This window comes from Stappia sp. TSB10GB4 (assembly GCF_900185745.1).
Taxonomy (GTDB): Bacteria; Pseudomonadota; Alphaproteobacteria; order Rhizobiales; family Stappiaceae; genus Stappia.
In genome coordinates, this window is the sequence record NZ_FYAV01000038.1 from 60,416 (window position 1) to 85,007 (window position 24,592).

Consider the following 24,592-nt stretch of genomic DNA (forward strand, 5'->3'; position numbering starts at 1 on the left):
CGCTGGAGCGGGATCAGCGGATCGGATAGGGATACATCAGGCCGCCATCGGCCGCGGCGGCGTTGGGCGTTTTCGCACGGTTCAGGCCAAAGGGCGTGTCGACGCCGAGGTGACGGTCGAACACCTCGCCATAAGACCCCACCTGCTTGACGATCTGGTACGCCCAGTCAGCAGGCAGGCCCAGCTTCGCGGCCATGTCGGTGGTGGCGCTGTCGGCCCCGAACATGCGCTGCACGGCGGGCGGCTGGTCGGCGAGATCGGCCACGATCGCGTCGATATTGGCCGAGGTGATGCCGTGTTTGTCGGCGTTCAGCATGACCTGAAAGCCCCAGAACAACGCGGCCTCGAAGGCTTGATCGGGGCGAGCCACCAGGGTCAGCGGCTCGTTCGAGATGACCTCGGGCAGGATGACGAAGTCACCCGGGTTCGGCGCAAGCTGGCGGTCCGCCGTCAGGGCGGTCACGTCCGAGGCGTAGACATCGCATTTGCCCGAGAAGAAGGCCTCGAGGCGGGCGGTCTTGTCGGCGATGTTCTCGACCCGGTAGGCCATGCCCTGCGCGCCGAACCAGTCCGCAATGTTGAGAAGCGTGGTCGAGCCGTCCTCGGCGCAGACGCTGGAACCATCGAGCTCCGCCGCGCTGGACACGCCAAGTGACTTGGGAACCATGAAGCCCTGACCGTCGAAGAAGGTCGTCACGACAAAGACCATGCCCTCGTCGGCATCGCGGGTGCCGGTGCGGGTGATGGAGCGCGATGCCATATGCGCCTCGCCAGCGACGATGGTCTTCATCGAATCGGAAAAGCCGATGCCACGGATATCGGCCTTGCCGGCGTCACCCAGGATGGCAGCGGCGGCCATACGGCAGAAATCGACATTGAAGCCCTGGAAGATGCCGGTGCTGTTGGGCACCGAGAAACCGGGGGCGGTCGGGCTGACAAGACAGATCAGGCTGTCTTTGGCCTTGATGTCATTCATGACGGGCTCGGCAAGGGCGGGGGTCGTCGCGGCAACCAGGAGAACAGCGCTGGCGGACATGAGGGTTTTTGCGGCGGACATGGGAAACTCCTGCGATTGAAAGAGGAGAGTATCAGCGTATGCCATTACATGTATACAGGTATATTTCATCAGTTTAATGACAATTCTGACGGGTCCTCAGCGGCTTTTCGCGCCCGCGCTGCGGTGCAATTCGCGACCGACCCAGGACAGGAAAGCACAGGACAGCAGGAACCAGACCCCGACAAAGGCATAGGCTTCCAGCGCAAACTGCCCCCAGCCGGGTTCGCTGAAGGCCATGCGCGCCGTAGCGGTCAGATCATGTATTCCGAGGACCACGACCAGCGACGTATCCTTGTAGGCCCCGATCACCGAGTTGACCAAGGCAGGCAGGCTGCGGGTCAAGGCCTGCGGCAACAGGACAAGCCGCATCGACTGCACCCATGACAGACCCAATGCGGATGCGGCCTCTTGCTGGCCGCCGTGCAAAGATTGCAACCCACCCCGCACATCTTCGGCGAAATAGGATGCGTGGAAGAACACCAGCGCGATCAGCGTGGCCAAGACCGGGCTGATCCGGGTGTCCGGCGGCAAGGTCAGCGGCAGAACGAAGACACCGACGAACAGGACGGTGACCATGGGGAAGCCCCGCATCCCTTCGATGTAGACAATGGCCGCGCGGCGCAGCACCGGCCAGCGGGTCTGGTGGCGCAGAACGGCCAGTACAACCCCCAGCGGAAAGGCCAGCGCGATCGCGATGACCGAGAGGATCAGCAGCACCGGCATACCGTTCCACCGCGACATGTCGACCGGCACAAGCCCGGCGAAGCCGCCACTCATCAACAGGAAGGATGCGGGGATCACCGCGCACCACATCGCCATCAGGGCCGTCGAGCCAAGGCCCCGCAACCGCCCGGTCATCCGAAGGCCGACCGCGACGGAGAGCGCCAGCAGCACGGCGCAGACCACCGCTGGGCGCCAGTGCTCGGCATAGGGATAGGTGCCGAACAACATGAACCGGCTTTTTTCGACATAAAACCGCCAGCAGGCGCCCGACGCCCCGGTGCAATCTGCCATCGGACGCAGCGGAGAGACCGCCGAGAGCAAAGCCCAATCCAGGAGCCCCCAAGCGACAAGCGCCGCAACCGCAGCGCTGACCAGCGAGACAAGAGCCGTCACCGGCGTTCCGGCCCATTGCTTCAGGATATCGCGGCGTGCCTCGGGGGGTGGGGATGGGGGAATCATCTGGATTGTCCGGTGCTGCGGGCGCGCAGACTGTCGTTGAGATGGTTCATCCCCCAGGACGTCACCAGGCACAGTCCCAGATAGAGCCCCATGGTGATCAACATCACTTCCAGCGGGCGGAAGGTCTGGTTGATGATTGTGCCGCTGACCGACATCAGGTCGGAATAGCCAACCGCAATGGCGATGGAAGTATTCTTGATGAGGTTCACGTACTGGTTGATTATCGGGGGAATGATGATCCGCACCACTTGCGGCAGTATGACAAAACGCGTCACCGACCTCGGTGCCATCCCCAGCGCCATCGCGGCCTCGATATGGCCGCGCGGCACTGACAGGATGCCGCCGCGCACCACCTCGGCGACCTGGGCACCGTGATACAGGCCAAGCGTCAGCAAGACCACCATGAACTGGATCGAAAACCGGGCACCGCCCTCGAAATCGAAACGCCGGAGTTCCGGAAGATCGGGCACCATGGGCGTGCCGAAGGCAAGGCCGAAGGCCAACGGCAGCCCGAACACGGCGGCCAGAACCACCGGCAGGACGGGCAACTCCCGGCCCGTTTCGCGCTTGATCCGGCCAGCGTGACGGTGCCAGAGCACCGCAACCGCACACGCAAGCGCCAGCGGCAGGAGCAACCAGGCCTGCCGCGGATCAGCCTCGATCGTCGGCAGGTATATCGAGCGGTTGCTCAGATGGATCGGCCCGATCGAAATCGCCTCCCGTACGGAGGGCAACCCGCGCACGGTCATGACATAGAGCACCAGCAGAACAAGGATCTTGGGCAGGTTTCGAAACAGTTCGACATAGAGCATGGCGATCAGACGGCCTGCCGGACTGGGTGTCACGCTAACCAGCCCCATCAGGACGCCAAGCACCGTGGCAAGCACCAGCGCGCAGACCGCCAGAAACACCGTGTTCAGCAGGCCTGCAACGATCACCCGCCCGTAGCTGTCAGAGGCGCTGGCGCGTATCAGGCTTTCGCTCAGATCAAATCCTGCGGTCTGGGCCAGGAACCCGAAGCCCCGCGTCATTCCGGCCGCCTGCATGTTCAGCCAGATATTGAGACCGAGTACAGCAAGACATGTGAGGATCGTCCCGACAAGCACGATACCGATCCAGTCGCGCGTGGCGCGGCTCGTCGAGGGCGGACTGTGTTGCATGACGCAAGCCTGTGAAGTAGCATATCGATGTTGCACACTTGTATACAGGTTTTGTGTTCGGTCTGTGACACGCATTCGCCGGAATGAGACACCAATGACCATTAAAATGGCCAAGCCACGCGCCGACGACATCGCAGAAGCCATCCGCAAGCGGATCTGCCTGGATGTTCAGGACGGTCAGGGAATGCTGCTGGAAGGGGTGCTGGCCGAAGAGTTCGGCGTATCCCGCACCCCGGTTCGGCAGGCCCTCCAAAGGCTGACTTATGAGGGGCTGATAGAAGTGCGGGCCGGTGTCGGCTCGGTCATCAGCGCGATGGAGCCTTCCCAACGCGACATGCATTTTTTGGTTCATGGCGAATTGCTGGGCCTTGTGGCGCGATTGCCCGATGCACCCGTTCCGACAGAGATCCAGCGGCGTCTCGACATGATCTGCGCCCAGGTCATTTCGGGCAGGTCTACGGATATCGAAAGTCAGTATTCCCTTTTCACCGAGTTCAATGCCCTCCTGTCACGGCTGATCCCGGACCCTGCCATTGCAGATGCGCATCTCATCAGTGGCTGGCGGATTGTGCGCTGGTTGCTCGCGGATATGCAGACTGGCCAAGGTAAGCCGCTGGAGGTATCGCTCGACCGCTTCTGGACCACATGGCGCACCGAAGGGAGCGGGCGGGCATCCTTGTTCCGGGAAGCCTCGAACAGGTTTCTTGCCAAAGGCGCATGAGGGGCGGCGGCGCGGGTGGGCCGAACTGCGCGGCGTGATCCGCGCGCAGCCGGCAGCCGGGGCCTTCGCAGGATCCAGGCCGACGGCTTCCTGCACTCCGACCGTCCGCTTGGGGCCGGTCGCTCCGGTCCGCTCATTCGCCGACGACCCGCCGCACCTGCCCCCCCCAGCCTCCCCCCCCAGCCTCCCCCCCCCCAGCCTCCCCCCAAGCCCCCCATTTTGCAGAACGTGATGCAAACGACCGCAAGGGGCCTGCCTTCCAAGCCGGAGGGCACCTGGCCGCCTTTCGGCGGCCGTGCGGAACCGCGCGCGCCCTGTTGGACGAAGCGCCAGGCTGCGCCGGCGCCAGCCTGTCCTCGCCCGGCTTTACATCTGCATCCCGAAGATGCCACTCTCACCAGACCTTACGTAGCGTTGCATTTTGTGGATTGTCCCCGCCCCCACCGGGATCCGATTGCAGACCCGTCGATTTGACGGGCAGGCCCCGCCTGCCGAACAGGATATTCCGGAGTGTTCGCCTTGATCGAAAACCGTCCCTCGCCCTGTCCGGTCCTGCTTCTCGGCGATCCCGCCACCGACCATTTCATCCTCGAAATTCCCCCGATCGGCGGTCAGACCAGCCCGGACTGGGCACATTACGGCACGTGGAAGATGTGGACCCGGTATGGCGGAGTGCACATGACACACGACATGCTCCGCAAGCACGGCTTCGTCGTGACCATGGCAGGTCCGAAGACACGGCCGGGCAGCCCGAACGCGGGTGACGGGAAAGCCGGCGGCGGCACTATGACTCACGTCGAGTCTCTCGCCCATGTGCGCTATGTCGATGCCTCGGGCCAGTTCCTTGAGCACCGCCCGAAAGCGCCGCTCGAATTGCGCATTTCCGGTTTCGGCGGCTATCGCGAGAGCACGCGGACCGCGCTGCCGCCTCGGATCTCCGAAACCTGCCCTAAGGGAAGCTGGCCGATCGTCGTTCTCAACGACGCGGGCGGCGGCCTGCGCGAGCGCGAGGATATCTGGGGTCCGCCCTTGTCCGATGCACCGGCGCCCCGGCGGACACTCCTGCACAAGATGCATCTGCCCCTCGGCGAGGGAAGCCTGTGGACACGCGTCGCGGCGCTGGATGACCAGACGCGGATCCTCATCGTCCACGCCGAAAACCTGAGAGCCAGCGGCGTTCGCCTTGCACGCGGCCTGTCGTGGGAACGCGCCGTCGAGGACCTGTCGCGGCAGGCCGCGGTGAGCGACGGGCTCGTGCCGAAGCTCCTGTCGGGCTGCGACCACATGCTGGTGCTGTTCGATGTTGAGGCCGCGGCGATCCTGAGCGGCAACGCGACGTCCGCCCCGACCCTCGACCTGCTGTTCGACCCGGGTCTGGCCGAAGGCGATGTCGAGACCGAGCAGGCCGGCGACCTGTTCGGAAAGATGAACAGCTTCACGACAGCGCTCGCGCGCGGGATCGCCGATGCCGGGCAACCGCTCACGCTCGACGCGCTGCGCAAGTCCGTGCTCGACGCCCTTGCCTGGCAACGCGCCTTCGCGCAAGGCCGGCTCGCGGAACGCGGCAGCCAGTTGGATTTTCCGGTGCCCGCGCCAACGCAGGAGCACGTCGCGCGCTATCGCTGCGCGCCGAACCTTGCCGCCGAAGACCCGACCGCGCGTGTCGCGATCCCCCGCCCGGAACCGAACGACACGATCGCCCGACAGGTCGTGCGCGAGGGCTTGGGCGTCCTTTCGAGCGTTCCCTCGGCCCGCTTCGGCAAATTCTTCACCGTCGATCGAACGGAAATCGAGGGCTATAGGGCGATCAACCGTCTGATCCGGGGCTATCTCGCGGATCACGGCGCGACGAAACCGCTCTCGATCGCGGTCTTTGGCCCGCCGGGCGCCGGAAAGTCCTTCGGCATCAACCAGATGGTCGAGCCACTGAGGCTCCCGTTGAAGGTCTTCAATCTGTCGGAGGCGACAGCGGAGGATCTGCCCGGCTTCTTCCACGAGATCCGCGACGAGAACCTCAAGGGCAAGACGCCGCTCTGCTTCTTCGACGAGTTCGACGCGCACGGGCTCTCCCTCGTGCCGCATTTTCTCGCGCCGATGCAGGACGGGACCTTCCGGGAAGGCGCGCGGCTCCATCCGATCGGACGCGGTCTGTTCGTGTTCGCGGGCGGCACGAGCCACAAGTTCAAGGACCTGAACGCCAGGGCCGCCGAAAAGCCGGAGCGGAAGCTGACGGACTTTGTCTCGAGGCTCAGCGGCCATATCGACGTGCGCGGCCCCGATCCGGACGACCGCGGCGCCGATGACGGCGACAGCGATCACGTCCTGCGCCGCGCCATCCTGCTGCGCAGCATGCTGGAACAGCGGGCGCCCTCCGTCATCGACAAGGCCAGCGGCAAGGCCTCGATCGACGACGGCGTTCTCGACGCCTTTCTGAAGGTCCCGAGCTTCCATCATGGCGCGCGGTCGATGGAAAAGATCATCCAGATGAGCACGCTCGGGGCCCGCGCCGCGCGCTACGCGGTGTCCGACCTGCCCGAGACGGACCAGCTCGGCATGCATGTCGACGCCGACGCTTTCCAGCGCCTTGCCCTGGGCGCGTCGGACCCGACCAGGCACGGGTAGGAGTACGCGAAGACGGCGTTCGAGGGGGGCGACGCATGACGACAAATCCGACGACGGGCGACGAAGACAAACGCGACTTCTTCGAGGAATTGCGCGAGCAGTTGCGCTACTGGCCCTACACGATCCACCAGATCGACGACACGCTCGACATGAGCCTGATCGAGGGCAAGGGTAAGCAGCTTCTGTTCCAGGCGATCAACAGCCGCAACCTCACCACCTTCATCGGCTCGGGCTTTTCGGCGAGCTTCGGCCGGCTGAGTTGGCGGGAATGGCAGACGCTGCAGATCGACGTCGTATGGCGCGCGGCCGAGTGTTTCGAGACGCTCATCGAACAGTCCCAGATCGCGCTGGCGAGGAGCCTCCACATCATCGATCCGGATCTCGACCAGACGGCATTCGACGCCGGCCCGGATGGAAGTTCCGAAATGCTCAAAGCAATCAGGCCCCTGCGCCGGCGGGTCTTCGGGACTGACGTCGTCGACCGCACGAACCCCAAGTCGCCCCTGATCGCCTCCTTCACCATCGGCGACGCCCGCAACGTCGCGCGCTGGATCACCAGCCGCAAGCGCCAGGTCGACTATGCCCGCGCGGATGTGCGCCGGCTGAAGCGGACCTTCGAGAGGGCCAAGAGCAAAAGCGGCAGCTTTCCCGGCGGCGAGAGCCTGCCGATCCTGTTCGAGATCGCCCAGCAACTGCACGACCTGCTGCAGCGCCAGTCGGGCCTGTTCCTGCACAAGCGCGACATCACGCCGGACGACAAGGACGAGATCCTGAGACGCAACGCGCTCGGCTGTCTCGGGGCCAGCGACAATGCGGCGCCGATGGACAGCCTCAAGACGCTGATCGGCGCCCTGCGCGGCACCGGCCCACGGCGAAAGCCGTTCTACCGCAAGGTCTACGAGTGCTTCGAGGACAGCCTGATCGCCTATTACCGGCAGGCCCGCAAGGCCGAGATGCAGATGTCCTTTTCCGATCTGGTGAAGGTGCTTCTGGTCGACGAGACGGCCCATGCCGAACAGAGCCTGCTGGGCGGCCTGCGCTACGGCCTGGACAGCGGCCGGTCGGATCCGAACGGTCATCGCGAACGGCTTGTCGACGAGATGCGGCGCGCACTGGCCGTGCTCGACACGGCCAAGCTCGGGCGGCGGATCCCCGGCATCCGCCAGAAGCCCGAGCGCTACCGGGTTCTGGCGCCGTTCCGCTGCCGCAACATCCGCAAGATCCTCGATCGAATCCCCAAGGATCAGCCGCACTGGCGCGAGATCGCGGCCTTTGTCGGCGACAACCTCCAGGACCAGGCGGCAGATCCCAGCCAGGCGTCCGGACACGACCAGACATTCCTGACGCCGTCCTCGCGCTTTCTGGCCGGCATGCTTCTCGCGCTGGTGAAAGATCCGGTCGAAAGCCTCAAGACCGGTCCGCGCGAGGGCCTTCCCCAACTCACCATCTTCGACGAGGTGAAACCCGACGATTTCCGCTCGCGGCGCTCGGTCGTTTCCGAGCGCTTCGACCCGCTCGTCAAGACCGCGCGCAAGCTCAAGATCAGCCGCTTCCTGACCACAAACTACGACTTCGAGATCGAACGCTATTTCCAGGACGCGGGCTACAGGCGGTTCGAGCATGAAAGTCGCGACGGGCCGACCGACGGAAGTCCGTTTCCACGCGGCTACATGGATCTGCGCAGCCACCGCTCCGACAGTTTCGGCAGCGTGTTCCGCGATCTGACCTTCCGCCGCGAGACCGCGTCGGATCTCGTCAGCTTCTCCGTCGCCGACGAAGGCGCCGACGCCTCGGTGTTCCATCTGCACGGCCGGGCAAGCAGCGACGAGGACATCGTCGTGACGGAGGCCGACTACATGGACCTCTACCTGCGCCGCGACGCCATGCGGGAGATGGTCGACGAAGGCATCTCGGTCGCCTTTTCGGGCGCGCCGATCCTGTTTCTCGGGCTCGGCATGACCGAGGCGGATCTGCTGCGGCCGCTGCGCCAGTTCATCAGCGACCGCGACCGGGAAGTCGGCTACACGTCCATCGTCCTGTTGCCGGCCGAAGAGGACGAGGACGCGCGCGCCAAGACGAGCACCGCCCTCTATCTTCGCTACGGCGTGCACACGATCTTCTTCGGCGGCGGCCAGGTCGGCATCGACGGCACGCAGCAGGATCTCGACTGGCTGCACAAGACCCTGGCCCTCGTCGGCGCGCTGAAAGCGATTGTCCAGGATCGCCGCGACGCGCTCGACCGCCATCGCAAATCCGGATCGCTGCCAGGTCTTAAGCAACCGATCGACGGCCTGAGCTTGAAAACGAAACATGGCGAGGGCCTGACCGATCGCGCGGCGCTGTTCAGGCGCCTGGAAGACAGGCTCGGGACGCTCGAGCACCGGGGGAGCGAACAGACCGTCCTCGCCGCCCTGTTCGGCCGAACGACCCTCTCGCAAAACGATCTTCTCTCGCCGGTCGGGCCGAACGGCGAACTCTCGTGCCGCCTCGTCTGCCCGACCTTCACTCCGGTCCGCCACAAGTCATCGAAGGCGGCGCGGGACGCGCGCGCCCGCCACGGCGACGAGACGATCGACGGCACGCCCTATCTCCGGTTCTACCTGCAACTGCTGACCCATTTGGCGCGGCAGGCGGTGAGCGGGCTCCCTGCCGGTGCCAGGCTCGGCGCCGTGCTGCGCGACCTCACCGCCCAGGAGATCGCCCTTGACGGTCTTTACGGGGCGCTGCTGACCGGCTCGCTCAACGCCTCGCTCGACGGACTGGAGAAGGAATGGCGGTCGTGGTGGGAACGTTGGCAGCAGAGCCCGCCGCACCGGCTGGCGCGGTTCGAGCGGTTCGCGGCCGATCGGTCCCTTGCCAGAGAATTCGCGAAACAGCGTCTCGTCCTGCCGCGGCGCTTCATCCGTTACCGCGTCGACAGCGTGATCACGGATCTGACGAAGGCGGACTCGCGCGTGGCCGCCCGCTGGCCGGACCCGCAAGCGATTGAGAACCAGAAGACCCTTGCAAGGCAACTCAGGGACTTGAACGTCACCGGCGTACGGGCCGCCGACACGTTCCTGCGCGCGGTCTATCTGCAGCGCTGCAAGGACGAACGCGCCGGTCGGCTGAGTCCGGGCCGGCGCTTCTACACGATCTGCGCCCATCGCGGTCTCGGCAAGGGTTGCCTTCTGTCGACCATGAGCACCGGGCTCGGCCTGTCGGCCTATATCCGAGCCGCCTGGCCGAAGCGCGGGCTCGTCCTGCCCGGCACGGCGCGACTGATGCGGCCGGCCTATTTCGGCGCGATCTTCATCAATCTCAGCTTCTCGACCGAAATCGCCTCGGTCTATGACATGCTGATCGACGCGCTGGAGGACCTGACCGACGACATGGCGCGCATCCGTCCCGGTTTGGCCGTCTACAGCTTAATTCGAGCCGAATTCTACGCCGAATTGAATCAAAGTCTGGCCAATGACACCGCAAGACGGGCGTTTCGTCGCGCGCGTGAAACCGGGAACCGCGCCGACGACGAGGGCGCGCTGGACGGCATCGCCCGCATGGTCCACCTGCGCAATATGATCGCTGCCTTCGCCGCGACGAGTTCGGCCTTCCAGCGCGCACCCTCGAACAGGCTCGGCCTGCAACCGCGCGTGCTCGTCTATATCAACGGGGTCGAACTGCTCGTCGAGCGCAACGGCAGGGCCAAGAATGCCGAGATCCACGATATCCTCGCCTATCTGATGTCGGAGGAGGCCCGCGATATCCCCTTCGACGTGATCGCAACCGGCGCGGAGACCGGGCTTGGCGAGTTGTGGCGCATGCGCGCGCCGGGGCGGAAGGCGCGGATGCGGGCGAGCCCGGATCGGCCGCCGGCGCCGGCGTTGCATCCGGTTCGCATCGACTCGCCGGCCATCAACGCCCGCGGCCAGGCGAGCGTGCAGCAGCGCGCCGTCACTTCCGCAATCCCGTTCGGCACAGGCAAACGGAAAGCGACAAGCGACCGGACGAATCTCGTCCATTTCGCCCGGCCGATGAAGACGACGAACTTCCTCGTCGACAATTTCTTCCTGCTGGCAAGCGCCTTGTTTGTCATGAACGCGCACGGATCGCGGCACTATGCCGGCATTAGCGAGGATCTTGCAAAGCTGACAACGGCGGGAGCGGTTCGCAGAGCCGGGATGAAGCGCGACCAGGCTTGGGCGACCCCGAAACCCGAGCAGCTTGTCCATAGCCTTGCGGAAAGTTGGGCAACCGTCGAGAGCGCCGTTGCCCGGCGGATGGTCATCGTTCTCAGGCGCAATTCCGGTCGCGGTCGAAACAAAAAACACAGGCGGGAAACGCTCGTGCCGATGATGCGCCGCATCATGCTCAAGCGTTACAACTCCGTGTCCGACCCCTCCGAACGCGAATGGCGGGAGATCCGCCGGCATCTCGGCGCCAACCGCTTCTGCATGACGCTGCTGCTCGCCGCGGCCCAGCGCATCGTGCTGCGCGAGAAGACCTTGCTGGAGGGCGCGCGCCGGGCCGAGGCCTTCATCTTCAACACCGTCAACGAGATCCGCAATGTCAGCGTCGAGCAGCGCGAACAGACCGTGCTGCAGGCCGTGCTCGATGCCTATGCCCGGTTCCACAAGATCGGCGACCCGGAAAACGACATCGAACTGCACCAGAAGCTGCTGCGCAGCCTCGCCGTCATCGGCTCCCCGGTCAGCGCCAACGTTCTCGTGCGCCTGCCCGACATCCGCGCCTATTTCCGCAATGCCAAGACCGAATTCAACGTCAGTCGCCGGCGGACCGTGTCGCGGGCGCTTCACACGCTGGCGCTACGCGGCCTGTGCTTCCGGCTGCACCCGCATCCGCAGGTGAACCGGCCCCTTGCCTCCGGCGGCGCGGCACAGGGTCCGGCGAAGCGACCCGGCGACTGGCCGCCGCAATACGAATACCGCTTCGCGCTCCACCGCATCGTCCAGCATTACGGCGTTTCCAAGCTCGGCAGCGGCACGGCCGATCCGGTCGCGATCAACAGCTTCTCGCCCTCGCTCTATGCCTCGATGCCCGCGGGCCTGCCACGGCTCACCCACGAGGCCTACGAATACCTGCGCGGCCTGCTGGTCGGCCTGTCGCAATATCCCGACATCCCGCATTCGGAGCAGCGGTTCGAGCCGTGGATCTTCTCGACCGACGACCACAACACCCGCGTCGAGGCGCTGCGCGCGGCGCTGACCATGGTGCGCTCCACCTTCTCGATCGCCGTGGTCTCGCGCTTCGAGGACTACAAGAGCCTTCCGGCGAGCCGGGCGGCGCGCAAGCGCGGCTATTTCGAGACCTACAAGGTCCGCCTGCGCTGGATCATCCGCAAGGCGTGGGAACTGCTCGACGTCAACGACCTGAAGGGGGCGATCGCCAGGCAGACCAAGCGGGGAAGCGGCAACACTGTCGATCTGCAGACCGACTTTCGCGCCTACCGGCCCGATCTCGACTGGCCGAAGATGAATGCGCTCTACCGCGACGAGATCGTCTGGCTCTACAACGAGGCGGGGCTGACCTGCCTGGTCCAGGGCAACCTGACCGATGCCGTCGCGCTGCTGCGTCAGGCGATCGAATTCAACCGCGGCATCGACGGCCGCGAAAACACCGGACGCCAGCACAACCGCATTTCGCTCAATCTCGCCATCGTCCAGATCGAACGCGGCCGGCTCAGCGCCGCGCAGCAGCGGCTGCGCCAGATCCGCGACGCGGAGGAGGTGCGGGGCGACCGTGTCTTCAAGCTGGCGACGGGCTCTCTCGGCCTCATCGACCACCTGATGGGCAATGTCGGCAAGGCGGAGTGTCAATATGGCGAGGCGATCAACTGGTGCCGCCAGGACGATGACATGCGCGCCGCCGCCGTGTTCTTGAACCACAAGGCCCGCCTGGTCGCGGCCCGCGACCCGGACGAGAGCCTGCGGCTGCTGCGCGAGGCGCGCCAGTTCGCCGACACGGGCGGTCACGAGGACGTCCGCCGCCACATCGTCCTGTCGGACATCCGCATCAGGATGCTGACGCCCGTCGACGAGCGGCCGAGCGCGGAGATCGCCATGCAGCGGCTGCGCGAGGTGGAGGACTATGCCGACCTGATGGGCGCGCCCTCGCTCGCCTGCGAGGCCTTGCACCTGCGCGCCCGCATCCTGCTGCAGAACGGCGAGGCCTCGACCGCCGGCAAACTGCTCATCCGATCGATGGCGATCGCCCGGCGCAACGCCATGCACCTGCGCCTCAACAGCGCCATCACCAGCTATGCCCTGTCGCTGCTGCATCGCGGCCGGCCGCTGCCGGCCGAGCGCCTGCTCTATGCCAGCCTCGAGATGGCCAAGCGGTCGCGCTACAACAGCGAGATCGCACGGGTGCTGCGCGAGTTGGAAAGGCCGGAATTCCTCGACGGCAAGGGCGGCCGTGGCGGGTGAGACGCCGGTGCCGGCTGTTCATCGCTCCCTTTCATGGCGTGCGGTTCCGTCTGTCCGCCGCCGGCGCCATGCATCCTGACCGCATCCGCAACCGGCCGGACGCACAGGCGCCACCAAGTCTCGCGTCACGCCCACTGCGCAGAATGCGCTTCCGCCTGTCGAAGAACCGTTTGCACCGCTGCATCCTGGAGATCGGGCGGGTTGCCGTGCTTGCGCCGAAGGCGCTTCACCAGAACGCGCAGGCCCATCCGAGCTCATGCGAGGCCCCGACTGGAGCGAAGCCCGAAGGGCGACAGCGCGAAGTCAGAGAATGGCGGAGAGAGGACGAAGTCCGAACTCGGAGCCAGGAGCGCGACCGGCCGGTCAGGCCGCCCCCGCGAAAGGCGCCGAGCGAAGCGAGACTGCCGTGAGCGAAAGAATGGCGGAGCATCGCGCAGACAGTCCGAACCCGCAGGGTTCGCAAGGCCAAGGGCCGTCCGAGCTCATGCGAGGCCCCGACTGGAGCGAGCCCGAAGGGCGACAGCGCGAAGTCAGAGAATGGCGGAGAGAGAGGACGAAGTCCGAACTCGGAGCCAGGAGCGCGACGGCGTGACCGGCCGAAAGGCCGCCCCAGCGGAGGCGCCGAGCGAAGCGAGACTGCCGTGAGCGAAAGAATGGCGGAGAGGATGGGATTCGAACCCACGAGACGCTTTTGACGCCTACTCCCTTAGCAGGGGAGCGCCTTCGACCACTCGGCCACCTCTCCGTGCCGCCCTTTTCGAGGATTTGCGAGCATTTGGCAAGACGGGAAGTTGCGCTTTTGCCCGCCGCCTCGCCCTGCCAGCCGAAATCCGCGTTCCGGCGGGTAAGGTTTCCACAGGCAAAGGGCGGCCCGGCCCAGGCTGGCGGGCGATCATCGCGTCTTTCGACCTTGTCGAGACGAAAAATCTATTTCCGTCGTCGGTCGGTCCGATCTGAACTTGTCGGAACCGGGACCCTGGGCTCCCGCCTCGCGCGGGCTCCTGCTCGTCTTTGCGGGAACCGGGGGACAGTCGATTTTCAAGACCGTGCCATTCATTGAACAGGTCATGACAAAAGCACCGTTGGCCGTGGCCGCCCCCTTTCGAGAGACCCTTGCACCGCGCGATGCCCAACCTGCACACGGCCAGCCTGCACAGGGCCAGCCTGCACACGGCCAGCCTGCACACGATCCGATTGACCGTTTTCGCCGCCGGCCGGGCGGCAGGGACAGCCCGTGAAAGCCGACGACCTTCTCGCCCATCTTGACCGGATCCGGCACGCCGGCACGCCGGACGAGGTGGGCGCCCGGCTCGCCGCGGCCACCGCAGGCTTCGGCATCGACCGCGCACTGTGCGGCCTTGTGCCCCTCCCCTCCACTCCGCCGGCCGAGGCGCGCAGGGCCATCTTCTTCGGCAACTGGCCCTCCGGCTGGCTGGAGCGCTACGTCGCCCGCCGCTATGCCGAGATCGACCCGGTGATCGCCCGCGTCCTGCGCGCCGACCGTCTGTTCGGCTGGCGCGAGGCGTGTGCGGATGCGGATCGGATGGCCCTTGCCCGGCAGATGATGGGCGAGGCGCGCGAGCATGGGCTCTCGGACGGCTTCGCCCTGCCCTTCGCCAATGGCGCCGGCCGGCGCGGCAGCATCTCGCTGAGCGGCGAGCGGATCGAGCTTGCCCCTGCCCGACGACCCGCGCTGGCGCTGCTGGCGGCCTCGGCCGCCGATCGCGCCGCCGCCCTGCTGGAAACGCCGGCGGCGCTGCCGCTCGCCCCGCTGACGCAGCGCGAGCGCGATTGCCTGTCATGGGCGGCGGAGGGCAAGACCGAGTGGGAAACCGCCATCATTCTGGACATTGCGCCGAAAACGGTCGAAAGCCACTTTGCCGCCGCCCGCCGCAAGTTGAACGCCGCGAACAAGACACATCTCGTAGCCAAGGCCTTCCGCCTTGGGATAATCGACTGAACGACACACCGACAGAACGGCGCAGGGGCGCTGGCCGTGTCAATCCGGGAAACCCATGATGGCGACCCGGCAGGACCTTGCGAGACTCGCAAGCGGCACGCAACACGGGACCAGCCGGCTGCGAACGGGAGCCGGAGGGAGCGCGCCAGCGCGCGAAAGGAGAGACCGGATGGACAAGAGGAAGGGACGCAACGACGCCCGACGGGAGATCATCGACCGCCTCGAAGGGGCGATCGCCCGGATCGCGCCGCATCCCGAACTGGTCGTGCTCGGCGGTCAACTGGCGGCGATCCGCGAGATCGCGGCTCTGGAACTCACCGGCGAGGACAGGGCGGAAGCAAGCCCGTCCACGGGCGCGCCCTCTGGCCGGCGGGAGGAAACGGCGCCCTCGTCCGCGCAGGCGCTACCGGGACACCGCCCGCAAGAGAGCGAGTGAGCGTCCGCTCGCCGGGTCCGGCAGGGGCCGGGAACCATCGGGGCAGGCCGCACGGCATCGGCGCGGCATCCTCCCCGGAGCGGGGGAAACAGGCTGCGGCGCGGGCGCAAAGGGACGGTCTGCGCTCACAGTGCCGCAGCCGGGTTGATCCTGATGGCGGGAGTGCCCCTGTCGCGGGGGCCTGCGCCACCGCGGATCAATGCAGCGACAGCCACTCGCGGGCCGCCCGCTGGGCATCGGCGATTTCGGTGCGCGTCATCTCGGTGGAAATTTCCTTGCGGTAGCGCACGGCGTCCTGGCTGCCCTTCACCGCCGCGATGTTGAACCACTTGTGCGCGGCGATCAGGTCGGCGGCGCCGTGGCGGCCGCAGGCGCAATCCAGTCCCATCTGCAGCAGGATATCGGGGCCGGCGGGCTGGCCGCCCATGATTGCGAGTTCGGGGGAACCCAGGTCCAAACGAGCCATGTCACACTCCTTGTCTGTCGTCTTTTCGGCCGGCGTCCTGCCGGCCCGTTGCCGATAGAAGATCCCGAAGCGATTGATCTTTCCCCGCAATCTTCATGTTCGAGTGTGCTGCCGGCCCTTCAACGTGCTCTTAAAATTTTCGCTTAACAGGAAGAAAACGAGACGAAAACAAGCGGTAAATTTTACGAGGGATTTACGAATTTCTCCGCGAAACGGCAATGAAATCAATCGTCTTTGAGTCAAATCCGGAAACGCGCGGAAACCAACGGGTAACCTTGAAAGAACTTGGCCCGAAAATGCGCAAGGCGCGCGGCGGCAGAAATCCGCCGGCCTGCCGCTACGACACGACTGGTCAGGTGACCGGCTCAGGCGTAGGTTACGTTTCCGTAAAGGGAACGCAAAGATCCCATACGCAGTGGAGGAACCCATGATCGAAGCCGAAACGTCCCTGCCCCGTCTCCTGCCCCGTCCCCTGCCCCGTCCCCTGTCCCGTCTCCGGGCAGCGGCTGTCCTTGCTCTCGGTTCCGGTCCGGCCCTTGCGCTCGCCCTGGCAGTCGCCCTTGCCATGGTGCTGGCCGCGCCGCCGGCCCTGGCGGCCGAGGCCAACGGCATCTGGGCCCGCCCCGGCGGCAGTTCCCGCATCCAGATCGCGCCCTGCGGCGGCGCCCTGTGCGGCACGCTGGTCTGGCTGCGCGAACCGCGCAACGACACCAACAATCCGGACCCGGCGAGGCGCTCGCGGCCGCTGCTCGGCAGCCAGACCGTCTTCGGCATGGTCGCGGACGGGGGCGGACGCTGGAAGGGAAAGGTGTATAATGCGGAGGACGGCAAGACCTATAGCGGCGTCATGACGCTCGTCGGCAACACGGGACTGAAGCTTGAAGGATGCGTACTCGGCGGACTGATCTGCAAGGGCGAGACCTGGCAACGGGTCAAGTAGCGCCCTTCCCCCATCGATGGCTTCTGGCCGGGGGACTGGCCCTGGTTTCCCTCGTCTCGCCCGCCAGCGCGGACGAGACGATCTTCGGCACCTGGCAAACGCCGGATGCCGGGATCGTGCGGGTCGGCCCCTGCGGGCAAGCCCCTTGCGGGCTTCTCGTCGACTTTCCCCCGCCGCCCGGCACCACCCGGCAGACGGCAACCGACGTCAACAACCGCGACGGCGCCAAGCGCGGCCGCAGGCTGCTGGACATGCCGGTGATCTGGGACATTGCCCCCGCCGCCGGCAAGGCCGGCACCTGGAGCGCCCGCGTCTACGACCCGCGCCGCGGCGTCACCGCCAACGCGACGGCGACGCTGAACGGCCGGGACCAGCTCACCTTGCGCGGCTGCGTGCGGGTGGTGGTGCAGTTCTGCGAGACGGAGGTGTGGCGCCGGGCGAACTGATCCCCCGGCGCCGTCGTCGAATGTGGGCGAATGTGGAAGGTCAGCGCGCGCGCTGGCCGAACAGCACCGACTGGGCGCCCTTGTCGCTGGCAAGGTTGAGCTGCTCGCGCATCTCCCGGCCGACGGCCAGCCCCCGCTCCACCGCCGGGCGCGCCTTCAGCGCCGCCAGCCAGCGGGCGACATTCGGGAAGTCCTTGTCCAGCTCCATGCCCTGGCGCTCCCAGCCGGTCGCCCAGCCGACGATCGCCATGTCGGCGATGGAATATTCGTCGGCGACGAAATCGCGCCCGGCGAGTTGCTTGTCGAGCACGCCATAGAGCCGGTGGGTCTCGTTGAGATAGCGGTCCATGGCATAGGGGAGCTTCTCCGGCGCATAGACGCGGAAATGGTGGTTCTGGCCCAGCATCGGACCGAAGCCGCCCATCTGCCACATCAGCCACTCGTCGACCTTGACGCGCTTGCGTTCGTCGGCCGGATAGAAGCGGCCGAACTTGCGCCCGAGATATTGCAGGATCGCGCCGGACTCGAACACCGAGATCGGCTCGCCGCCCGGCCCTTCCGGATCGACGATGGCCGGCATCCGGTTGTTCGGCGAGATCTTCAGGAACTCCGGCTTGAACTGGTCGCCGGCACCGATATTGACGTAATGCACCTGATAGGGAACGCCGAGTTCCTCCAGCAGGATCGTCACCTTCCAGCCGTTCGGTGTCGGCCAGTAATGCAGATCGATGGGCTTGGTCTGGGTGGCGGACATGCCTGTCATGCTCCATGTTTCTCGAAAAGGCCGGAGCTTTCGGGGCTGTCGCCCGCATGCCGCCCTCGGCCGGTCGGAGAGGAATTTAAGGCCCCGCTGCGCCGAAACAACCATTCGCCTGTCCGCAGGCGAGCCGAACGGCGGGATCAGCCCCGCGACAGGCCGGCCTTGAGATCGCCGATCACCGCGTAGCCGCCATGCAGACGGCGGAAGCTTGCCTTGCCGCCGACGGCCGCCGCACAGGCGGCAAGCGCCTCGCCCAGCTCCGCGCGCGGCGTCACATGGAAGGCCGCCAGCCAGGCGCGGAACGGCGCCCGCATCAGGCCCGGCCAGGCCTCCATCATGCCGAAGTCGACGAGATGCACCCCGCCGCCGGGCGCGAGCGCCCCGGCCCCGGCCATGAGCGCCTCGCGCCAGGGCGGGATCATCGACAGGCTGTAGGAGAAGAACACCCGGTCGAAGCGCGAGGCACCGAACAGCGCCTCCGTGTCGAAGGCCGTCGCATCGCCCTGCGCCACATGCACCCGGCCTTCAAGCCCGGCGCGGCGGATCGAGCCGCGGGCGCTCTCCAGCATCTGCTCCGAGATGTCGATGCCGAAGAACCGCGCCTGCGGGTGCCGGCGCGCCGCCAGCACCAGGTTGCGCGCCGTGCCGCAGCCCAGTTCCAGCACGGTGCCGCCCGGCGGCGGGGCGATCTCGTCGATCAGCCGGTCGCGGCCGAGCAGGTAGTATTTGCGCGTCGCGTCATAGACATGCCGCTGCCAGCGGTAGATGCCGTCCATCAGCTCCGCGCCGCCGGAGGCCCCTGCCTCAGCCCCGTCCCGCACGGTCATGCCGCGTCGCGGATATAGAGGTGGAAGCCGCCATAGATCGACGAGCGGTCCATATAGCCGAGCTTGCGCGAGCGCTCCGCATCGTAGCGCCACTTCTCCAGGATCTCGGGAGCGACGCGGCCGGGCAGCAGGCTCGGCTCCGCCGCCGTGCGGAAGACGACGCGCGCGCCGGGACGGGCCGTGCGGGTGATCTCCGCCCACAGCGCGTTGAGCGCCCCGTCGGTCATCCAGTCCTGCGCATCCAGCAGGATGTAGCGGTCGACGCTCGCCTCTTCCTGCGCCGCCAGATAGTCGGTGAAGGAGCGGTTGACCACGCGCACCCGGTCGGCGCGGGCGCGGATCGCCTCGAAGTGGTCGCGCCGCAGATAGGGCGGCAGCGGGCCGGCCTCGTCATTGGCATAGCCGCGGCCGAAGGCCTGCCAGGCGAAGTAGTTCTCCGACAGCGGGAAGTCGCAGGCCAGCCGCTCGAGCCGCTCGCGCAGCACCGCCGCCATGCCGCCGGTGCCGCTGCCGGCCAGCGCCTCGTACTGCGCCGGCGGAATGCCGAGCCCGTAGAGCGAGACGCGCTTCGACGTTGCCCAGCGGACCATCCGCTTGTCGAACAGCGGCGCCAGCGCCTTGTCGAAATAGGTGCGCTGCTCCTCCAGCGAGCGGGCGCGCAGCATGTCCCTGGGGTCGATGCCATAGGCGCGGGCGACGAAATGGCCGGCGCCGATGAAATAGCCGAGCAGCCCGTGGTGATAGAGGTCGCGGGCGAACAGGGTGATGCGCTTGCGCCCCGTCAGGTCGCGCTTTTCCCAGTAGTCGCGGGTTTCCGGGTCGAGCCGCTCGCGCAGGAAGCGGTCATAGGCCTCGACATTGCCCTTCTCGTCCGCCTTGCCGAAAAAGCGGTAGAAGGCGTCGTGCCCCGGCAGGTGCTTGACGGCGGCGAGCTTCAGCCGGGTCAGCGCCACATGCGCGCGGTTGAGGTCGACGGCGGTGATGCTGGCCGGATCGGCCGTCAGATAGGACAGCACGTTGCAGCCGCCCGAGGCGATGGTCACCACCTTGTGGTCGCGGCCGATCTCCAGCGCGTCCATGTCGATCTCGGGGTCTTCCCAGATCTGCGGATAGACCAGCCCCTTGAAGGCGAAGGTGAACAGCCGTTCGAGCGCGCCTTCCCCGGACAAGGCCTTGTTGCGATGCACCGCCCGGCCGAGCAGCGCCCCCCGCCCCGCATTGACCGATTTCCTGTTCGACGCCTGACCCGACAGCATCACCACCTCCGACTCGCCTCAAGTTGCCTTGAAGTGAGCCGGGTAAGCCGTTCTCGTTACGGGATGATGACAGGCGGCGGCCGATGGCGCGCGGCTGCGTGTCAGGCGGCGCTGCGTGCGCTCCCGGCGATCGGCGGCGAATGGCGGTGGCCCGCGAGCGCGCGCGCAGCCGCCGCGATCAGCGGAACGTCCCGCCCCTCCTGCGGGGTCAGGAACACGCCGCGCCGGCGCGCGCCCGCGCCGGCCGAGGGCGATGCCGTCCACCAGATCACCAGCGGCGCCAGCACCAGGGGCAGGGCGATCGGCAGCAGCCAGACCAGAAGGTCGGCGGCGTAGTGAGAGGCAAAGACCACCGTCGCCATTCCGAACAGGACCATCCACCAGCTTGCCCTGACGCTGGTCGCCAGATCGAGCGATCCGTCCTCCCGCTCGCTCGACGGCCAGCCGAAATCGGCTCCCGACAGCACCTGGAACGCCGAGCGGCTCTGGAACATCATGTGGATGGGGGCGAGCAGCGAGGCGAGCAGCAGTTCGTAGAGCGCCGAGAGCGCGGCCCGCCCCGCACCGCCATACTCCTTCGCCTCGCCGGTCAGGACGGCACGCAGCAGCAACAGCGCCTTGGGCAGGATCAGCAGCCCGACAACGCCGAACAGCAGCGCCAGCCCCTTTTCCGTCTCCGGATGGGGAAAGCGCGGAAACGGCGAGCCGGACACGAAATAGACCGGCGCTGGCGCGAACAGCGGCGCGGCGATGCTGGCCAGCAGGAACATCAGCCAGACGGGCGAGGCGAGATAGGCCATTATGCCCTGCAGGATGTTGACCCGGCTCCAGAACGGAAGGCCGGGCGCGCCGACGACCCGCGCGTGCTGCAGGTTGCCCTGGCACCAGCGCCGGTCGCGCTTGGCGTATTCGATCAGGTTGGCCGGCGCTTCCTCGTAGGAGCCGTCGAGATCCGCATCGAGCCGCACCCGCCAGCCACCGCGCGCCAGCATCGCCGCCTCCACCGTGTCGTGGGACAGGATCTCGCCGCCGAAGGGCGGCTTTCCGGCGAGCGCGGGAAGCCCGCAGGTCGCCGCGAAGGCGCGCGTGCGGATCAGCGCGTTATGGCCCCAGAACGGTCCCTGGCGCCCCTGCAGCGCCGCAACGCCGCGCGAGAACACCGGCGAGTAGAAATTCGCCGAGAACTGGATCATGCGCCCGAACAGCGTCTTGCGGCCGATGATGCGCGGCACCGTCTGCAGCAGGCCGAGATCGGGCACCGCCTCCATGCGCCGCACCATCTCGACGATCGTCTCGGCGCTCATCAGGCTGTCGGCGTCGAGCACCAGCATGTACTCGTAGGCGCCGCCGCTGGTCCGGATGAAGTCGGCGATGTTGCCGGCCTTGCGTCCGGTGTTCGGCGAGCGGTGGCGATAGTAGAGCCGCCCCGCCGCCGAAAGCTCCGCGACGGCCTGCCGATACAGCCGGCGCTCGTCCGCCGCCGCCTCCTCGCGGGTGGAGTCCGACAGGACATGGAAGTCGAAGCACTCCAGCGCGCCGATCTGGTCCAGCGCCCGGTACATCGCCTCGAGACGGGCGAAGACCGCATCCGCCGCCTCGTTGTAGACCGGGATCACGATCGCGGTGCGTCCCTCGGGGCGGCCGTTCCGGGCCGGCACCTCGTCGCTCGGAAAGATCAGTCCGAGAATGCCGATACAGGCGCCCCAGGAGAGCCACAACGCGCAGAAGGCGACAAGCGAGACACGGACCACGTCGACCCAGTCGAACCCGTCGGCAACCGCCACCGAGCCGAACATGGCCGCGGCGGCGACCGTGAGGCCAAGCGTCAGCATGATCGCGCCGGTTCGGCGCAGGCCGACGGCAAGGTTCTCGCGAAGCGAGGTCGTCGAGGCAGTCGGGTCCATCCGCTAGAGCCCTTTCGGAGAATTTTGGTCTCAGCGCTCGCCGATGCGTCGGCGGGCAAACGCCCGCAGCGCGGCGAGCCGCGACAGGACGGGCGGACGCTCCAGCGTCTGCGTCGGCATCTGCAGCGGCGCCCTGGGCGCCGGCAGGCACAGCGAGGCGACGACCGCCCGGCGCAGGGCCGCGTCGGCGCGTCCCTCAAGGAGGCGCTCGAGCAGGGCGTCCCGTCCTTCGCCCACCGGATCTTGCGACAGGTGGCCGACGGCCTCGCCCACCGCCTGTTCCAGCGTCTCGTCATCGAGGTCATGGCGGGAGAACTGGCGGCGCAACTCGCCAAGAAACGCCTGACGCGCTCCGGCCGGGTCCGGCCGGAACGCGGCTTCCGCGGAACCGGTGTCGGCGATCATCTCGTTTGTCCCCATTGATAGGTCCAGGTTTCGGAGAGGGTCTTGCCCTCGAGAATGAGTGCGGCGGACAGTTCGACCGGCTTGTCGGCGTCGATCCGCCTGACATCAACGATGAGGCGCCACATATCGTTCCCCGCGATCTTGCTCAGGATCTGGTGGACCACCTCGCCGTTGCTGAGGGAGAGGCGGACGTCCATCGGCGCCTCCTCGCCCAGCCCGGCCAGGGTGTCGCCGCCGAAGTCGACCAGGAACTTGCGGGTGTCCTCGTCATGCGCCACGGCGGCGACCCCGCCATGGCCCGTGCGGGTGCGCAGCGCGCGGGCCAGCGGCACGTCGCCCTCCACGTCGAGCGCCCAGGTCATGCGGTAGCGCAAGCGGTGTTCGGAGCCGGCCGTCAGGCCGTTCTCCGGCATCCAGAAGGCGACGATATTGTCGTTCGCCTCCGAGTCGGAGGGGATTTCGGCAAGCAGCACCGCGCCCTCGCCCCAGTCGCCGACCGGCTCGACCCAGACGGAGGGACGGCGCTCGTAATGCGCTTCCGTGTCCAGATAGTTGTCGGCGTCGCGGTCGCGCTGCAACAGGCCGAAGCCGCGCGGATTGGTCTCGCCGAAGACGGAGAGCTGCAGCCGCGCCGGATTGGTCAGCGGCCGCCAGACGCGTTCGCCGCTGGCCCGCAGGATGGCGAGGCCGTCATTGTCGTGCACCTCCGGGCGGAAGTCGTCGAAGCCGGTCCGGTCGTTCTCGCCGAACAGATACATCGAGGTGAGCGGCGCAAGGCCGAGCCGCGAGACGTCGTCGCGCAGGAAGATCGCCGCCTCCACGTCGATCAGGGTTTCGGTGCCGGGAAGAATGGTGAAGGCATAGGCGCCCGACACGCGCGGGCTCTCCAGCTCGGCATAGAAACGGATCTCGCGCGCATCCGTCTCCGGCCGCTCGATATAGAAGCGGCTGAAGCGCGGGAACTCCTCCGCGCTGCCCGCGGCCGTATCGACCGCAAGGCCGCGCGCCGACGCGCCGTAGACGGTGCCCCGCCCCAGCGCGCGGAAATAGCTGGCGCCGAGGAAGGTGATCAGCTCGTCGCGATAGTCGGTGCGGTTGAGCGGGTAATGCAGGCGGAAGCCGGCCGCGCCCGGAAAGGCGAACCCGTCGAAGACCGCCGGGTCGAGCGGCGGGCGATACTCGAAATCGCCGGCGGCAAAGCCCATCGGATAGGCTTGGCCCCCGACGATCTCGAACAGGTCGACCGTATGGGCGAAGACCCAGCCCGGATAGAACGCCTGCAGTTCGAAATTGCGCTTGTCGTCCTTCCACCGGGCATGGTCGGGCCGAAAGCGGATCGCGCGGTGGGCGTCGTAGTCGAGCCCGGCCACGGCCTCCGGCAGATCGGCCGCCGCGTCGTCATAGGGCTCGGCCGCTCTCGCCTTCATCCGCGCGACCAATGCCTCCCAGTCGAACGGCGTGCCCGCCGGTGCCCCGCCTGGGGCAGGCGCGCCCGCCTCCTGCGCAAAGGCGGAAAAGGCGGTGCTGGCCATCAGCACGGAAAGGAAACCGGCACTGGACGTCAGAAAGCGGCGCTTGTCGATTGTCGGCATAGGACCTGTTGGCACCTCGGAAACGGTTCTCGGGATCTGGCGAGACAGCGCAAAGACGCGCCCGGGCCGGCCCTCGGGCCTTCCGGTCGCTCCGCGCACCCTGCCGCCATCCGTGCGAGCGGCCGGCCTGCCGGTTTCCGGCGGCTCGGCCTCCTGTGCAGGCGCAGCATGCGGCGCCTCTGCCGCACGAAGGCCCGCCCCTCACGAAGTCAGGCGAGCAGGGCTATTTCACCAAGATATATGAGAGAAATCAGACGCAATCGCGGCAATCGGATGGCAGAGGCAATCCTCTCCCATCGGCCTTGCATATATTGCACCGCAAAATCGGACCTCGCAAGAGGCGCGTGAGGCGAGACGACACGGGGAGAGGGAGGAGCGCAGGAGGGCACGAGGCGGGACGGCGTCGCCACCTCCCCGGCTGTCATACCGGCCG

General features: G+C 66.9%; 17 protein-coding genes, 1 tRNA gene and 1 pseudogene. 7 read left to right on the forward strand and 12 right to left on the reverse strand.

Going from position 1 to position 24,592, the window contains the following annotated elements:
- Positions 1-13 precede the first annotated feature (13 nt).
- The 3 genes from TSB10GB4_RS07690 to TSB10GB4_RS07700 form a co-directional block, all read right to left on the reverse strand.
- Positions 14-1,057 (reverse strand): transporter substrate-binding domain-containing protein, encoded by a 1,044-nt coding sequence (locus TSB10GB4_RS07690; protein ID WP_186395251.1) that lies wholly within the window; start codon positions 1,055-1,057, stop codon positions 14-16.
- A 96-nt stretch (positions 1,058-1,153) separates the two neighbouring features.
- On the reverse strand, positions 1,154-2,239 hold the full coding sequence (locus TSB10GB4_RS07695) for an amino acid ABC transporter permease (RefSeq protein ID WP_186395252.1): 1,086 nt from the start codon (positions 2,237-2,239) through the stop codon (positions 1,154-1,156).
- Positions 2,236-3,399, reverse strand: coding sequence for an amino acid ABC transporter permease (locus TSB10GB4_RS07700; RefSeq protein WP_186395253.1), 1,164 nt, complete (start codon positions 3,397-3,399; stop codon positions 2,236-2,238). Before TSB10GB4_RS07700 ends, TSB10GB4_RS07695 begins: the two co-directional genes overlap by 4 nt.
- A 94-nt stretch (positions 3,400-3,493) precedes the next feature.
- Between TSB10GB4_RS07700 and TSB10GB4_RS07705 the strand changes: the two genes are divergently transcribed.
- The 3 genes and pseudogenes from TSB10GB4_RS07705 to TSB10GB4_RS24020 form a co-directional block, all read left to right on the forward strand.
- The gene (locus tag TSB10GB4_RS07705) at positions 3,494-4,120 is read left to right on the forward strand and encodes a winged helix-turn-helix domain-containing protein (RefSeq protein WP_244570847.1); all 627 of its coding nucleotides are present in this window, start codon (positions 3,494-3,496) and stop codon (positions 4,118-4,120) included.
- Between the two features lie 510 nt (positions 4,121-4,630).
- Complete coding sequence (locus tag TSB10GB4_RS07710; protein ID WP_186395254.1) at positions 4,631-6,742, forward strand: hypothetical protein; 2,112 nt, start codon at positions 4,631-4,633, stop codon at positions 6,740-6,742.
- 1,370 nt (positions 6,743-8,112) lie between these two features.
- Positions 8,113-8,802: pseudogene (locus TSB10GB4_RS24020) on the forward strand (SIR2 family protein); the annotation flags it as partial.
- A gap of 4,490 nt (positions 8,803-13,292) precedes the next feature.
- Here the strand turns inward: TSB10GB4_RS24020 and TSB10GB4_RS24025 are convergent.
- On the reverse strand, positions 13,293-13,415 hold the full coding sequence (locus TSB10GB4_RS24025) for a type I restriction enzyme endonuclease domain-containing protein (protein WP_186395256.1): 123 nt from the start codon (positions 13,413-13,415) through the stop codon (positions 13,293-13,295).
- Between the two features lie 406 nt (positions 13,416-13,821).
- Positions 13,822-13,912: transfer RNA gene (locus TSB10GB4_RS07725), tRNA-Ser, on the reverse strand.
- A gap of 489 nt (positions 13,913-14,401) precedes the next feature.
- On the opposite strand from TSB10GB4_RS07725, the gene TSB10GB4_RS07730 reads away from it, so the two are divergent.
- Both TSB10GB4_RS07730 and TSB10GB4_RS07735 read left to right on the forward strand, forming a co-directional pair.
- On the forward strand, positions 14,402-15,127 hold the full coding sequence (locus tag TSB10GB4_RS07730) for a LuxR family transcriptional regulator (protein WP_186389215.1): 726 nt from the start codon (positions 14,402-14,404) through the stop codon (positions 15,125-15,127).
- 169 nt (positions 15,128-15,296) lie between these two features.
- Positions 15,297-15,563, forward strand: coding sequence for a hypothetical protein (locus TSB10GB4_RS07735; RefSeq protein ID WP_186395257.1), 267 nt, complete (start codon positions 15,297-15,299; stop codon positions 15,561-15,563).
- 196 nt (positions 15,564-15,759) lie between these two features.
- On the opposite strand, the gene TSB10GB4_RS07740 is transcribed toward TSB10GB4_RS07735, so the two are convergent.
- The gene (locus TSB10GB4_RS07740) at positions 15,760-16,029 is read right to left on the reverse strand and encodes a hypothetical protein (RefSeq protein WP_186389213.1); all 270 of its coding nucleotides are present in this window, start codon (positions 16,027-16,029) and stop codon (positions 15,760-15,762) included.
- A 427-nt stretch (positions 16,030-16,456) separates the two neighbouring features.
- Between TSB10GB4_RS07740 and TSB10GB4_RS07745 the strand changes: the two genes are divergently transcribed.
- On the forward strand, positions 16,457-16,969 hold the full coding sequence (locus TSB10GB4_RS07745; RefSeq protein WP_208984564.1) for a DUF2147 domain-containing protein: 513 nt from the start codon (positions 16,457-16,459) through the stop codon (positions 16,967-16,969).
- The gene (locus tag TSB10GB4_RS07750) at positions 16,915-17,415 is read left to right on the forward strand and encodes a DUF2147 domain-containing protein (protein WP_256376564.1); all 501 of its coding nucleotides are present in this window, start codon (positions 16,915-16,917) and stop codon (positions 17,413-17,415) included. Before TSB10GB4_RS07745 ends, TSB10GB4_RS07750 begins: the two co-directional genes overlap by 55 nt.
- Positions 17,416-17,455: 40 nt before the next feature.
- Here the strand turns inward: TSB10GB4_RS07750 and TSB10GB4_RS07755 are convergent, their stop codons facing one another.
- From TSB10GB4_RS07755 to TSB10GB4_RS07780, 6 genes are all read right to left on the reverse strand, one after another.
- Positions 17,456-18,169 (reverse strand): glutathione S-transferase N-terminal domain-containing protein, encoded by a 714-nt coding sequence (locus tag TSB10GB4_RS07755; protein ID WP_186389210.1) that lies wholly within the window; start codon positions 18,167-18,169, stop codon positions 17,456-17,458.
- A 146-nt stretch (positions 18,170-18,315) separates the two neighbouring features.
- The gene (locus TSB10GB4_RS07760) at positions 18,316-19,002 is read right to left on the reverse strand and encodes a class I SAM-dependent methyltransferase (protein ID WP_186395259.1); all 687 of its coding nucleotides are present in this window, start codon (positions 19,000-19,002) and stop codon (positions 18,316-18,318) included.
- A complete protein-coding gene (locus tag TSB10GB4_RS07765) occupies positions 18,999-20,258 on the reverse strand; it encodes a DUF3419 family protein (RefSeq protein WP_186395260.1) in 1,260 nt (419 codons plus the stop codon). Before TSB10GB4_RS07765 ends, TSB10GB4_RS07760 begins: the two co-directional genes overlap by 4 nt.
- Positions 20,259-20,359: 101 nt before the next feature.
- Entirely contained in the window at positions 20,360-22,162 is a 1,803-nt protein-coding gene (mdoH, locus tag TSB10GB4_RS07770; RefSeq protein WP_186395261.1) for a glucans biosynthesis glucosyltransferase MdoH, read from the reverse strand.
- A 30-nt stretch (positions 22,163-22,192) separates the two neighbouring features.
- Positions 22,193-22,582 (reverse strand): hypothetical protein, encoded by a 390-nt coding sequence (locus tag TSB10GB4_RS07775; protein WP_208984566.1) that lies wholly within the window; start codon positions 22,580-22,582, stop codon positions 22,193-22,195.
- Entirely contained in the window at positions 22,564-24,159 is a 1,596-nt protein-coding gene (locus tag TSB10GB4_RS07780; protein WP_208984568.1) for a glucan biosynthesis protein, read from the reverse strand. Before TSB10GB4_RS07780 ends, TSB10GB4_RS07775 begins: the two co-directional genes overlap by 19 nt.
- Between the last annotated feature and the right edge of the window lie 433 nt (positions 24,160-24,592).

What these genes read in the sequence shown, in the direction of transcription:
- TSB10GB4_RS07780 (WP_208984568.1), bottom strand. Translation starts at nt 24,159, where the DNA reads ATGCCGACAATCGACAAGCGCCGCTTTCTGACGTCCAGTGCCGGTTTC.
- TSB10GB4_RS07740 (WP_186389213.1), bottom strand. Translation starts at nt 16,029, where the DNA reads ATGGCTCGTTTGGACCTGGGTTCCCCCGAACTCGCAATCATGGGCGGC.
- TSB10GB4_RS07755 (WP_186389210.1), bottom strand. Translation starts at nt 18,169, where the DNA reads ATGTCCGCCACCCAGACCAAGCCCATCGATCTGCATTACTGGCCGACA.
- TSB10GB4_RS07735 (WP_186395257.1), top strand. Translation starts at nt 15,297, where the DNA reads ATGGACAAGAGGAAGGGACGCAACGACGCCCGACGGGAGATCATCGAC.
- TSB10GB4_RS24025 (WP_186395256.1), bottom strand. Translation starts at nt 13,415, where the DNA reads ATGGGCCTGCGCGTTCTGGTGAAGCGCCTTCGGCGCAAGCACGGCAAC.
- TSB10GB4_RS07700 (WP_186395253.1), bottom strand. Translation starts at nt 3,399, where the DNA reads ATGCAACACAGTCCGCCCTCGACGAGCCGCGCCACGCGCGACTGGATC.
- TSB10GB4_RS07705 (WP_244570847.1), top strand. Translation starts at nt 3,494, where the DNA reads ATGACCATTAAAATGGCCAAGCCACGCGCCGACGACATCGCAGAAGCC.
- TSB10GB4_RS07775 (WP_208984566.1), bottom strand. Translation starts at nt 22,582, where the DNA reads ATGGGGACAAACGAGATGATCGCCGACACCGGTTCCGCGGAAGCCGCG.
- TSB10GB4_RS07745 (WP_208984564.1), top strand. Translation starts at nt 16,457, where the DNA reads ATGATCGAAGCCGAAACGTCCCTGCCCCGTCTCCTGCCCCGTCCCCTG.
- TSB10GB4_RS07750 (WP_256376564.1), top strand. Translation starts at nt 16,915, where the DNA reads ATGCGTACTCGGCGGACTGATCTGCAAGGGCGAGACCTGGCAACGGGT.
- mdoH (WP_186395261.1), bottom strand. Translation starts at nt 22,162, where the DNA reads ATGGACCCGACTGCCTCGACGACCTCGCTTCGCGAGAACCTTGCCGTC.
- TSB10GB4_RS07690 (WP_186395251.1), bottom strand. Translation starts at nt 1,057, where the DNA reads ATGTCCGCCGCAAAAACCCTCATGTCCGCCAGCGCTGTTCTCCTGGTT.
- TSB10GB4_RS07765 (WP_186395260.1), bottom strand. Translation starts at nt 20,258, where the DNA reads ATGCTGTCGGGTCAGGCGTCGAACAGGAAATCGGTCAATGCGGGGCGG.
- TSB10GB4_RS07695 (WP_186395252.1), bottom strand. Translation starts at nt 2,239, where the DNA reads ATGATTCCCCCATCCCCACCCCCCGAGGCACGCCGCGATATCCTGAAG.
- TSB10GB4_RS07760 (WP_186395259.1), bottom strand. Translation starts at nt 19,002, where the DNA reads ATGACCGTGCGGGACGGGGCTGAGGCAGGGGCCTCCGGCGGCGCGGAG.